The sequence below is a fragment of the Aeromonas allosaccharophila genome, assembly GCF_016026615.1.
GTDB classification, from domain to species: Bacteria; Pseudomonadota; Gammaproteobacteria; order Enterobacterales; family Aeromonadaceae; genus Aeromonas; species Aeromonas allosaccharophila.
This window is the reverse complement of record NZ_CP065745.1, coordinates 3,298,957-3,310,476: the sequence shown is the minus strand read 5'-3', so window position 1 is coordinate 3,310,476 and position 11,520 is coordinate 3,298,957. Positions and strand designations below refer to the sequence as shown.

Here is an 11,520-nt window from a genome sequence, read left to right as displayed (position 1 = left end):
GAGGGCTGGCCTAGCCGAAGGTGCCGGGTCTCACCACCCGACGCACGGTCGGAGGGACAGTGAGTAAATCCGATCAACATGGGCGCCAGACTCCTGAATAAAAAAGGGGGGCTAGCCTACCCGAAGGCGCCGGGTCTCACAACCCGGCGCGTGACGAAGAGAGGGCGAGCCCTTATTCCACTTCGTTGTCGGAGCGGCCCTGGCTCTCGATGGCGCGGATATTGCCGAGGGTGGTATCGGCGATGGCGTGCAGCGCCTCGCGGGTCAGGAACGCCTGATGGCCGGTGAATAGCACGTTGTGGCAGGCGGACAGACGGCGGAACACGTCATCGGTGATCACCTCGTTGGACTTGTCGGAGAAGAAGAGATCTTCCTCCTCTTCGTAGACGTCCAGCCCCAGCGCGCCGATGCGGGAGGTCTTGAGCGCCTCGATGGCGGCGTTGGAGTCGAGCAGGCCGCCACGGCTGGTGTTGATGATCATCACCCCGTCCTTCATCTTGGCGAACGCTTCCTTGTTCAGCAGGTGGTAGTTCTCTTTGAACAGCGGACAGTGCAGGCTGATGATGTCGGATTGGCGGAACAGGGTGTCGAGATCCACGTACTCGGCCCCCAGCTCGATGGCCGCCGGATTCTGGTACGGGTCGTTGACCAGCAGGCGAACCCCGAAGCCCTTGAGGATGCGCAGGGCAGCCAGACCGATCTTGCCGGTGCCGATGACGCCAACGGTCTTGCCATGCATGTTGAAGCCGACCAGCCCTTCCAGCGAGAAGTTGGCATCGCGGGTGCGCTGATAAGCCTTATGGATGCGTCGGTTGAGGCACATCATCATGCCGACGGCGTGCTCGGCGGTCGCCTCGGGGGAGTAGGCAGGCACCCGCACCACTTTCAGCCCCAGCTCTTTGGCGGCGGCCAGATCCACGTTGTTGTAACCGGCGCAGCGCAGGGCGATCACCCGGGTGCCGTTGGCAGCCAGTTCGGTCAATACCTCGCGGTCGGCATCGTCATTGACGAACAGACACACCACTGGGAAGCCGTGAGCCAGTCGGGCCGTTTTGGCCTCCAGCCGCACATCGAAAAACTCCAGGTCGAAGCCGTACTGGCTGTTGGCCTGGTTAAAATGCTCTTTGTCATAGCTCTTGGTACTGAATACGGCGACTTTCATGGTGTGTGCTCCGTAGTATGTGTGTCGTCAAATTACAACAAAATGGGTCGGCCATCACCGGACAAACCGGCTGGTTATTGTCCCCACGGCATGATGGGAACGGCGCTGACTGCACTCTTGTACGAACCATCCACCAGTTTGGTGCTGTAGGTCAGGTAAACCAGCGCATTGCGTTTCTTGTCGTAAAAACGCACCACTTTCTGTTCCTTGAACACCAGCGAGGTGCTGACATCGAACACCTCTTCCCCCGCCTTCAGCTTTTCGGGCAGGGTGATGGGGCCGATCTGGTGGCACGACAGGGAGGCGTGGGAGGGATCTTCCGCCAGTCCCAGCCCGCCTTTGACGCCACCTGTCTTGGGGCGCGCCAGATAGCAGGCGACGCCGTCGATGCGCGGGTCGTCGAACGCCTCCACCAGGATCTTGTGGTTGGGGCCAAACAGCTTGAAGGCGGTACTCACTTCACCGACCGGGTCGGCCTTGTCGGCCAGTGCCGGGCCGGCAAACAGGGCCCCCAGCAGCAGGGGCAGGGCGCGGCGAAGGGCGTTATGTCGCGTGTGGTTATGTGTCATGGTCTCTCCTGTTGGCCCGGCATTCCTCAATAGGGAATGCCCAGGCGACGATAGAGGCTGGCAAGCACCCAGGCGGGGCCTATCAGCAGAAATTGCAGGTCGGCGAGGAAGGAGGGGCGTTTGCCCTCGATCTTGTGGCCGACAAACTGGGCTATCCAGAGCAGCACGAACGCTGTCACGGCTGGCCACAACAGCGGCCCCTGCCACTGGTGGCAGATCCACAGTCCCAGCGCGGTCAGCCCCGCCATCCCCACGAACAGCGAAAACGACAGCTGCAGATAGAACAGCAGCACCGGAATGGCTGCTGCTGCCGCCCAGTTGAGGGGCTCTGGCAAGGGCCCGTGTGGCAGACACCAGAGCAGCGCCAGCGAGCAGAGATAGATGCCCGGCACCGCCAGTTTGTGGATGGCGACGTTGACCGGATGGCGATGGCTCTGGCCATACTCCGCAAACCACTCCTGGATTCCCTTCATGGCACCTCCCTGGCGCACTGAGTTCTCGCTGCCTGACCCTCATGGCCAGGCGCTCGTGATGCTTATCCCTGCGGGGGATACTCCCAATATTGGGCCGGAATGGATTTTAGCAACGGGGTCATGTCCGGATTGGGCAGGGCGATGGTGACCCGCTGATCGAGGTTGGCACTGGCGAGCGCTTCGCGGATCTTGGGGTTGTCATTGAAGAACTTCATGAAGCTGCCATCGGCATAGGCCCGCTCCAGCCCGGTCTGAATCGCCTTGGCCAGCTTGGGGTATTCGGGGCTGACGAAGAAGAACTGGGCGAAGGGGTAGCGGATCAGCAGATGCTGCTCGATAGCGAGGTTGGGATACTGCGCCACCAGCTCGCTGCGCTCGGCGAAGATCTCCACCAGGGCGCGCGGGAAGAAGTCGATCTTGTCGCCGTCGTTGATCAGGCGAAACAGGCTGCTGTATCGGCCGGAGAAGGTCGGGATGCCCGCATTTTCCAGAATTTTGTTATCGGCCCAACCGACCCCTTGCGCCGCCTTCAGCTGTTTGAGGTCGGCCAGGGTATTGATCTGGTTGAACTTCTCCTGAGCATCCGCGTGGATGAATGACAGCCGCAATCCTTCCAGCCCGCGAAACAGCGGAATGGGGACGGCAATCAGGGAGGATTCGAGTGCGCTGGAGGTGCCCATCCAGAAGACGTTGATGGTCTTGCCCTTGCTCAGCTGCTGCTGGAGGGTGAACTGGTTGAGGTCGAGTTCGACAGGCTGGATGCGAAAGGGTTGCCCGGAGCGGGTCAGGGCCAGTTCCAGCAGCTTGTACTGGTACTCCTGGTCAAGATTGTTGACGGGACGGCTGGGGACCTTGACCGTCAGAACCTGTGCTTGTGCCAGCAGCGGCAGGCACAAACACAGCTTGATGAGCCATTTCACTCTCTGTTCTCCTGTAGATTCCGGAACGTGTCCGGAGTCTAACAGAACTTGTCACCATCTTGTTGCGAGGCGGTGTGCAAGGTTTGAGCGTTGGGCTCTGCCTTGCTGACCGCCTGTTGCACCAGAATGGTGACGTTCTTCGAAGAATCAGGCGACGCGACGGAACACGTGGGTATCGTTAAATTCCTTGGTGCTCTGGCATTCGACGCAGAAACGGGATTCCGGACGGGCATGCAGCCGCTTTATGGAGATCTCGTCACCGCAAGATTCGCAGTAACCAAAATCCCCTTCGCTGATGCGCTTCAATGCGCCCCGCAGCTTGCGAAGGTGCAGTTTGTCGTGCTCGATGCGGTTCAGCTCCAGACGGCGGGCTTCCTCGATACTGGCACGGTCAATTTCATCAGCCATCTCGTTGGTGTCGGTGGCGATGGCCTGGCTGGCCTGGGAGTTCAGGCGCTCTTCGAGCTCGACGATCTGTCGCTCGATCTGCCCCTTGTAAAAGGCCAGTTGGTCTTCAGTCATGAAATCACACATACGATTAACTACCAGTCAGTTTACTAACCCAATTATCCCTGTTTATGGGGGCTGTCTGCCTACAGACCAAGCCCTTGTATCCCGATTTGCACCTGTTTCATGCAAGAGAGTGCAAATCAGGGCGGGCCTTGTACCAAAAAAATGCAGCCAAGCAAAGCAAATCGGGTAAGGATTGTGCGCCTTTGCAAAAAAATGGCCCGTTCCGACGGGGGATGGGTCGGGATCCGGCACCCGCGGCCCCCTCTGTTGGCATCGGCTTTGCAATGCTCTGCAAGGGCGGGATCGGCGGGCGGAGTCCGGATTTGAGTGTTTAGTATTTGGTGCCGACCTGGTCATTATATGCGCCGTTATTTATAGTTTTTTAAACACACCCGCTTGACATTGCCCTTGATGGCGGGCTTTTATGGTGATGTTGATTACAATTTTATAACAAGGGTGTTCCATATATTAGACACCCTTGCCAATGGCAACCGTAAAGTCGGGGTTTAACATGGACAGTATCAAAGGCTGGATGGAGAGCAATCGCATCACGGAAGTGGAGTGTCTGTTCCCAGATTTCACCGGCAACGCCCGGGGCAAGATCATCCCAGCCAACAAGTTTTTGCGCGAAGGGGGCATGCGTCTGCCCGAGGTGATTTTCACCCAGACGGTGACCGGCGAATATCCGGATGACGACAGCATGATCGACCCGCTGGAGCGGGACATGCAGCTCTATCCCGACCCCAACACCATCCGTTTCGTCCCCTGGGCGCTGGAGCCCACCGCGCAGGTTATCCACGACTGTTTTGACATCAACGGCAAGCTGATCGACATCGCGCCGCGCTCCGTGCTGCGTCGGGTTCTGTCATTTTACGAGAAGCAGGGCTGGAAGCCGGTGGTCGCCCCCGAGCTGGAATTCTATCTGGTCAAACGCAACGAAGACCCCGACTATCCGCTGGTGCCGCCGGTGGGTCGCAACGGCCGCCCGGAGACCGCCCGCCAGTCGTTCAGTATCGATGCGGTCAACGAATTCGACCCCATCTTCGAAGACATGTATGACTACTGCGAGGCGCAGGAGCTGGAGGTGGACACCCTGATCCACGAGTCGGGTGCCGCCCAGATGGAGATTAACTTCCTGCACGGGGATGCCATCGATCTGGCGGATCAGGTGTTTCTGTTCAAGCGCACCATGCGTGAGGCGGCCCACAAGCACGGCATCTACGCCACCTTTATGGCCAAGCCGATGAGCGACGAGCCCGGCTCCGCCATGCATATCCACCAGAGTCTGGAAGATGTGAACGGCCACAACCTGTTCGGTACCGCGAGCGGCGGCAACAGCGAACAGTTCATGCACTTCATCGCGGGTCTGCAGAAATACACCCCGGCGGTGACCGCCCTGCTGGCCCCCAATGTCAACTCCTACCGCCGTCTCACCTTTGGCGAGAGCGCGCCGCGCAACGTCCAGTGGGGCGTAGAGAACCGCACCTGCGGTCTACGGGTGCCCTTCTCCGACCCGAGTGCGCGCCGGGTGGAGAACCGCTTCGCCGGTGCAGATGCCAACCCCTATCTGGCGCTGGCCGCCACCCTGGCCTGTGGCTATCTCGGCATGATGGAGAAGCTGGAGCCCATGCAGGAGATGAAGTCGAGCGCCTATGACCTGCCCTACAGCCTGCCCCGCTCGCTGGAGGAGGCACTGAGCCATCTCGAACAGTGCGAGCCTATCAAGGAGATGCTGGGCGAGCGCTTCACCCGCGCCTTCGTTGCGGTCAAACGCAAAGAGTACGAGACCTACTTCGGGGTGATCAGTCGCTGGGAGCGGGAGTTCCTGCTGCTGAACGTCTGATCCCTCTGTAACGGGGAGGCCAGAGTTGGCCTCTCCGGTCCCTGTATCGAAGACACCGGAAACGAGTCAGGTGGCGCTATGCCACTTGTGAGTGGTTGTGGCTGCGAGCATGCCAGCCCACCTGACTACCAGCCTGACTATTTGACGACTGAATCTTGCTAAATCGAAGGAACCGAGGAGCAACAAATGCAGCAGACAACCCGTGAGTGGCAACAACTGGATGCCAGCCACCACCTGCACCCCTTTACCGACTTTCAGGCCCTGAACAAGAAGGGTTCGCGCATCATTACCAAAGCCAGCGGCGTCTATCTGGAGGATTCCGATGGCCACCGCATTCTCGATGGCATGGCGGGTCTGTGGTGCGTCAATATGGGCTATGGCCGCCAGGAGCTGGTGGATGCCGCCACCCGTCAGATGCAGCAGTTGCCCTACTACAACCTGTTCTTCCAGACCGCTCACCCGCCGGTGATCGAGCTGGCGACCCTGCTGGCCGAAGTCACGCCGTCTCACCTCAACCACGTCTTCTTCACCGGCTCCGGCTCCGAGTGCAACGACACCGTGCTGCGGATGGTGCGCCACTACTGGGCCAGCAAGGGGCAGCCTGATAAACAGGTGATCATCAGCCGTCACAACGCCTACCACGGCTCTACCGTGGCGGGGGCGAGTCTGGGCGGCATGAAGGGGATGCATGCCCAGGGTGGCCTGCCCATTCCCGGCATAGTGCACATCGACCAGCCCTATCACTTTGGTGAGGGGCAGGGGATGAGCGCCCATGAGTTCGGGCTGGAGCGGGCCCGTCAGCTGGAGCAGAAGATTCTGGAACTGGGGGTGGACAAGGTGGCCGCCTTTATCGGCGAGCCGATCCAGGGAGCGGGCGGCGTCATCATTCCGCCTGACAGCTACTGGCCGGAGATCCAGCGCATCTGCGATCACTACGGCATTCTGCTGATCGCCGACGAGGTGATCTGCGGGTTTGGCCGTACCGGCCACTGGTTTGCCAGCGAAGGGTTTGGCATCAAGCCGGATCTGATGTGTCTGGCCAAGGGGATCACCTCCGGTTACCTGCCGCTCGGCGCCGTCATGGTGAGCGACCGGGTCGCCAAGGGGCTGGTGGAGGAGGGGGGCGAGTTCAACCACGGCTTCACCTACTCGGGCCATCCGGTCTCCTGCGCCGTGGCGGTGGCCAATATCCAGCTTATGCAGAAAGAGAGCATAGTTAAGCGAGTGCATGATGCCATCGGCCCCTATTTGCAGCGCCGCTGGGCCGAGCTGGCCGATCATCCGCTGGTGGGGGAAACCCGTGGCCGCGGGCTGGTGGCCGCGCTGGAAATTGTGCAGGACAAACAGACCAACCAGCGTTTTCCGGCACACGCAAATGCGGGGATGACCTGTCGGGAGTTCTGCTTTAACAATGGCTTGGTGATGAGAGCGGTAGGCGATACCATGATCATATCGCCCCCCTTGGTGATCACCGAGGAACAGGTTGATGAATTGGTCGATCTGGCCAGGCGCAGTCTGGATCTGACAGCCGAAAAGCTGAAAGGTTGAGGTGAGTCGGGCAGGTTGGCATGCGCATACAATTTGCTTAGGAGACAAGGATGATGTCTTTCAAAACAGGAGTGATCGCTGCCTCTGTGGCTCTGGTCATGGCAAGTGCCGGAGCAATGGCTGAAGAGAAGGTGCTGCACGTCTACAACTGGAGCGACTATATCGCGCCGGATACCCTGGATAACTTCCAGAAGGAGACGGGCATCAAGGTGGTGTATGACGTATTCGACAGCAACGAGGTGCTGGAAGCCAAATTGCTGGCGGGTAGCTCGGGCTACGACATCGTGGTGCCATCCAACCCCTTCCTGGCCAAACAGATCAAGGCGGGCGTGTTCCAGAAGCTGGACAAGTCCAAGCTCTCCAACTGGCAAAATATGGATACCGGCCTGCTCAAGGCGCTCGAGCCGAGCGATCCGGGCAACCAGTACTCCATTCCCTATCTGTGGGGCACCATCGGCTATGCCTACAACGCCGAGAAGGTGAAGGCCGTGCTGGGGGCCGATGCCCCGGTCAACTCATGGGATCTGGTGTTCAAGCCGGAGAACATGGCCAAGCTGAAAGAGTGTGGCGTCTCCTTCCTCGATTCACCGACCGAAATGCTGCCGGCCGCCCTGCAATACCTGGGCTTCAAGCCGGATAGCCAGAAACCGGCCGAGCTGAAGAAGGCAGAGGAGCTGTTCCTCTCCATTCGCCCCTATACCGCCTATTTCCACTCCTCCAAGTACATCTCGGATCTGGCCAACGGCAACCTTTGCGTCGCGGTCGGTTACTCCGGTGACTTGCAGCAGTCCAAGGCGCGGGCAGCCGAGGCCAACAATGGCGTGGCGCTGACCTACACCATTCCGAAAGAGGGGGCGGGCAGCTTCTTTGACATGATCGCCATTCCGGCAGATGCCAAGAACGTCGAGGCCGCCCACACCTTCATCAACTATCTGATGAAGCCCGAGGTGATCGCCAGTATCACCAACGTGGTGCAGTTCCCGAACGGCAACAAGGCGGCAACCCCGCTGGTGGATGAGGCGATCCGCACCGATCCGGGTATCTACCCCGATGCGGCAACCTTGCAGAAGATCTACACCTTCCCGGATCTGCCGGCCAAGGTGCAGCGAGTGATGACTCGCAGCTGGACCAAAATCAAGTCCGGCAAGTAAGTAACGAATACCCCTCCCGGTCCGCAGTTCGGCCGGGAGGGTAGTGATGCCATCCATCCGGATGGGCCGCGCGAATGGATGCGCAGACGGTCAACCACTGCAACAGGAGAACTGACACCGTGAAGACAACCAAATTGCTAACCATAGCGCTGACCATGGGATTGGCGAATGTGGCTCAGGCTGCGCCAGAGCTGCACTTCTACAACTGGTCAGACTATATCGGCGAGACCACCCTCAGCGATTTCCAGCAGGCGACCGGGATCAAGACCGTCTATGACGTGTTTGACTCCAACGAAACCCTGGAAGGCAAGTTGCTGACGGGGCGGACCGGTTACGATTTGGTGGTGCCTTCCAATAATTTCCTGGCCAAACAGATAGAGGCGGGAGCGTTCCAGAAGCTGGACAAATCCCTGCTACCCAATATGGCCAATCTGGATCCCGTACTGCTCAAGCAGCTCGACAAGGTGGATCCGGGTCATCAATACGCGGTGCCCTATCTGTGGGGAACCAACGGCATCGGCTACAACGTCGACAAAATCAAGGCGGTGCTGGGGGTCGACAAGATTGACTCCTGGGCGGCCATCTTCGAACCGGAAAACATGGCGAAACTCTCGCGCTGCGGCGTCGCTTTCCTCGACTCTGCCGACGAGATGATCCCTGCTGCCCTCAACTACCTCGGACTCGATCCAAACAGCCACGAACAGGCTGATATCAAACAGGCCGAGGCGCTGCTGCTCAAGGTGCGGCCCTATGTGACCTACTTTCACTCCTCCAAATACATCGGCGATCTCGCCAATGGCGATATCTGCGTGGCAGCCGGTTTTTCCGGCGACATCCTGCAGGCCGCTGCCCGCGCCGATGAGGCTGGCAAGGGGGTGAAGATTGCCTACAGCATTCCGAAAGAGGGGGGCAATCTCTGGTTCGACATGATGGCGATTCCGGCTGATGCCACCAATGTCAAAGAGGCGCACGCCCTCATCAACTACGTCCTGCAGCCCGAAGTGATTGCCAAGGTCAGCAACTATGTGGGCTATGCCAATCCCAATGCCAAAGCGGCAGCGTTTATGGATGAAAAAGTGCGTGACGACGAGTCTGTTTATCCACCACAGCCGGTGCTGGCGAGGCTTTATGTGTCGCAGACACACCCTCGCGCAGTGATGCGGCTGATGACCCGGAGTTGGAACAAGATCAAGTCCGGAACCTAACCTTGGTGCCCTTCGGGGGCGCCAAATCGCTTTTATGAATCGGCCGCGAGGTCGGTATCACGTTGGGGAGTTTGGTAATGGCGATAGCCTCCAGTGCCTACAAGAAAGCCCTCGAGGGCAGTCAGCAGCGCAAAGAAGTGCTGGTGAAGATTGATCGGGTAAGCAAGCAGTTCGACGAAACGCTGGCGGTCGATAACGTATCTCTCAATATCCACAAGGGCGAGATTTTCGCCCTGCTCGGCGGTTCCGGCTCCGGCAAATCGACCCTGCTGCGGATGCTGGCCGGTTTCGAGCGCCCGACCGAGGGGCGGCTGTTCCTCGACGGGGTCGATATCACCGACATGCCGCCTTACGAGCGCCCCATCAACATGATGTTCCAGTCCTACGCCCTGTTCCCCCATATGACGGTGGCGCAGAACATTGCCTTCGGCCTCAAGCAGGATGGCCTGCCCAAGGCGGAGGTCGATGCCCGGGTGGAGGAGATGCTCAAGCTGGTGCAGATGACCCAGTATGCCCGTCGCAAGCCGCACCAGCTCTCCGGTGGTCAACGCCAGCGGGTAGCGCTGGCCCGTTCGCTGGCCAAGCGTCCCAAGTTGTTGCTGCTCGATGAACCCATGGGGGCGCTCGACAAGAAGCTGCGCTCCAAGATGCAGCTGGAGCTGGTAGAGATCATCGAGCGGGTCGGGGTGACCTGCGTCATGGTGACCCACGATCAGGAAGAGGCCATGACCATGGCGGAGCGGATCGCCATCATGCACCTGGGTTGCATCGAGCAGATCGGCAGCCCGATGGATATCTACGAAACTCCGGCCAGCCGGCTGGTGTGCGAGTTCATCGGCAACGTCAACCTGTTCGATGGCCTGCTGGTGGAGGATGAGCAGGACCACGCCACCATCGCCTGCGCCGATCTGGAGCAGCCCATCTATGTGGGCCACGGCATCAGCTCCCGTGCCGAGAACAAGAAGGTGACTTATGCCCTGCGGCCAGAAAAGCTGCTGATGAGTCTGCAAAAGCCGGAGGAGATCGAGCACCCGGACTTCAACTGGACCAAGGGCGAGGTCTATGACATCGCCTATCTGGGCGGTCACTCGGTTTATCACATCCAGCTGCCCTCGGGCAAAATCGTTCAGGCTTTCATCGCCAATGCCGAACGCCACGGCAAGCGGCCAACCTGGGATGACCAGGTGTTCCTCTACTGGGAAGATGACAGCGGCGTGGTGCTGCAATCATGAAGTTCTTGCAACGACTGAAGCGGGTCGGGGGGCGCCGGTTGGTGATTGGCATCCCCTTCTTCTGGCTGTTCCTCTTCTTCCTGCTGCCCTTCGTCATCGTGGTGAAGATCAGTTTTGCGGAAGCGGATGTGGCGATCCCGCCCTACACCGACGTGGTGAGCTGGGCCGACAATCAGCTCACCATCCTGCTCAACATGGGCAACTACCTGCTGCTGCAGGAGGATGAGCTCTATATTGCGGCCTATCTGGGCTCCCTCAAGATGGCCTTCATCAGCACCCTGCTCTGCCTGCTGATTGGCTATCCGATGGCCTACTCCATCGCACGGGCCAACAAGGAGACCCAGACCGTGCTGCTGCTGCTGATCATGATGCCGACCTGGACCGCCATCCTGATCCGGGTCTATGCGTGGATGGGGATCCTCAGCAACAACGGCCTGCTCAACAGCGTCTTGCTGGGGATAGGGGTGATCGACGAGCCGCTGCAGATCCTCAACACCAACCTGGCGGTCTATATCGGTATCGTTTACTCCTACCTGCCGTTTATGGTGCTGCCGCTCTACGCCAATCTGGTCAAGCATGACCAGAGTCTGCTGGAGGCGGCCTCCGATCTCGGTGCCCGCAACCTGACCCGCTTCTGGCGGATCACGGTGCCGCTCTCCAAGAACGGCATTATCGCTGGCTGCATGCTGGTGTTCATTCCGGTAGTGGGGGAGTTCGTTATCCCCGAAATGCTGGGCGGCCCGGAGACCCTGATGATCGGTAAGGTGCTGTGGCAGGAGTTCTTCAACAACCGTGACTGGCCGGTCGCCTCTGCGCTGGCGGTGGTGATGCTGGCGGTGCTGATCATTCCGATCATCCTCTTCAACCGTAACCAGGCCAAAGAGCTGGAGGGCAAAGCATGATG

General features: G+C 59.4%; 11 protein-coding genes. 6 read left to right on the top strand and 5 right to left on the bottom strand.

What is annotated here, in order from left to right; all coding sequences use genetic code 11:
* Positions 1–172 precede the first annotated feature (172 nt).
* From I6G90_RS15130 to I6G90_RS15110, 5 genes are all read right to left on the bottom strand, one after another.
* Positions 173–1,162 carry a 2-hydroxyacid dehydrogenase gene (locus tag I6G90_RS15130; RefSeq protein ID WP_042059517.1) on the bottom strand — a complete coding sequence of 330 codons (990 nt, stop codon included), beginning with the start codon at positions 1,160–1,162 and terminating at the stop codon, positions 173–175.
* A 74-nt stretch (positions 1,163–1,236) separates the two neighbouring features.
* Positions 1,237–1,731 carry a CreA family protein gene (locus tag I6G90_RS15125; RefSeq protein WP_005355485.1) on the bottom strand — a complete coding sequence of 165 codons (495 nt, stop codon included), beginning with the start codon at positions 1,729–1,731 and terminating at the stop codon, positions 1,237–1,239.
* 26 nt (positions 1,732–1,757) lie between these two features.
* Positions 1,758–2,204: an Mpo1 family 2-hydroxy fatty acid dioxygenase gene (locus tag I6G90_RS15120; RefSeq protein ID WP_197928149.1), complete on the bottom strand. Its 447-nt coding sequence runs from the start codon at positions 2,202–2,204 to the stop codon at positions 1,758–1,760.
* Between the two features lie 62 nt (positions 2,205–2,266).
* Positions 2,267–3,124, bottom strand: coding sequence for a type 2 periplasmic-binding domain-containing protein (locus I6G90_RS15115; RefSeq protein ID WP_042081792.1), 858 nt, complete (start codon positions 3,122–3,124; stop codon positions 2,267–2,269).
* A 147-nt stretch (positions 3,125–3,271) separates the two neighbouring features.
* Complete coding sequence (locus I6G90_RS15110) at positions 3,272–3,658, bottom strand: TraR/DksA family transcriptional regulator (RefSeq protein WP_042059525.1); 387 nt, start codon at positions 3,656–3,658, stop codon at positions 3,272–3,274.
* Positions 3,659–4,148: 490 nt separating this feature from the next.
* Here I6G90_RS15110 and I6G90_RS15105 point away from each other — a divergent pair, with 490 nt between their 5' ends.
* The 6 genes from I6G90_RS15105 to I6G90_RS15080 all read left to right on the top strand — a co-directional run bounded on the left by I6G90_RS15105 (position 4,149) and on the right by I6G90_RS15080 (position 11,518).
* The gene (locus I6G90_RS15105; RefSeq protein ID WP_042656534.1) at positions 4,149–5,480 is read left to right on the top strand and encodes a glutamine synthetase family protein; all 1,332 of its coding nucleotides are present in this window, start codon (positions 4,149–4,151) and stop codon (positions 5,478–5,480) included.
* Between the two features lie 186 nt (positions 5,481–5,666).
* Positions 5,667–7,028, top strand: coding sequence for an aspartate aminotransferase family protein (locus I6G90_RS15100; RefSeq protein WP_197928147.1), 1,362 nt, complete (start codon positions 5,667–5,669; stop codon positions 7,026–7,028).
* Between the two features lie 53 nt (positions 7,029–7,081).
* Entirely contained in the window at positions 7,082–8,179 is a 1,098-nt protein-coding gene (locus I6G90_RS15095) for a polyamine ABC transporter substrate-binding protein (RefSeq protein WP_197928145.1), read from the top strand.
* Positions 8,180–8,298: 119 nt separating this feature from the next.
* Entirely contained in the window at positions 8,299–9,384 is a 1,086-nt protein-coding gene (locus I6G90_RS15090; protein ID WP_058052463.1) for a polyamine ABC transporter substrate-binding protein, read from the top strand.
* 77 nt (positions 9,385–9,461) lie between these two features.
* Entirely contained in the window at positions 9,462–10,616 is a 1,155-nt protein-coding gene (gene potA / locus I6G90_RS15085; RefSeq protein WP_024945572.1) for a polyamine ABC transporter ATP-binding protein, read from the top strand.
* A complete protein-coding gene (locus I6G90_RS15080) occupies positions 10,613–11,518 on the top strand; it encodes an ABC transporter permease subunit (RefSeq protein ID WP_042059538.1) in 906 nt (301 codons plus the stop codon). Before potA ends, I6G90_RS15080 begins: the two co-directional genes overlap by 4 nt.
* Positions 11,519–11,520: the final 2 nt, after the last annotated feature.

What these genes read in the sequence shown, in the direction of transcription:
- I6G90_RS15130 (WP_042059517.1), bottom strand. Translation starts at nt 1,162, where the DNA reads ATGAAAGTCGCCGTATTCAGTACCAAGAGCTATGACAAAGAGCATTTT.
- I6G90_RS15110 (WP_042059525.1), bottom strand. Translation starts at nt 3,658, where the DNA reads ATGTGTGATTTCATGACTGAAGACCAACTGGCCTTTTACAAGGGGCAG.
- potA (WP_024945572.1), top strand. Translation starts at nt 9,462, where the DNA reads ATGGCGATAGCCTCCAGTGCCTACAAGAAAGCCCTCGAGGGCAGTCAG.
- I6G90_RS15125 (WP_005355485.1), bottom strand. Translation starts at nt 1,731, where the DNA reads ATGACACATAACCACACGCGACATAACGCCCTTCGCCGCGCCCTGCCC.
- I6G90_RS15080 (WP_042059538.1), top strand. Translation starts at nt 10,613, where the DNA reads ATGAAGTTCTTGCAACGACTGAAGCGGGTCGGGGGGCGCCGGTTGGTG.
- I6G90_RS15100 (WP_197928147.1), top strand. Translation starts at nt 5,667, where the DNA reads ATGCAGCAGACAACCCGTGAGTGGCAACAACTGGATGCCAGCCACCAC.
- I6G90_RS15120 (WP_197928149.1), bottom strand. Translation starts at nt 2,204, where the DNA reads ATGAAGGGAATCCAGGAGTGGTTTGCGGAGTATGGCCAGAGCCATCGC.
- I6G90_RS15105 (WP_042656534.1), top strand. Translation starts at nt 4,149, where the DNA reads ATGGACAGTATCAAAGGCTGGATGGAGAGCAATCGCATCACGGAAGTG.
- I6G90_RS15095 (WP_197928145.1), top strand. Translation starts at nt 7,082, where the DNA reads ATGTCTTTCAAAACAGGAGTGATCGCTGCCTCTGTGGCTCTGGTCATG.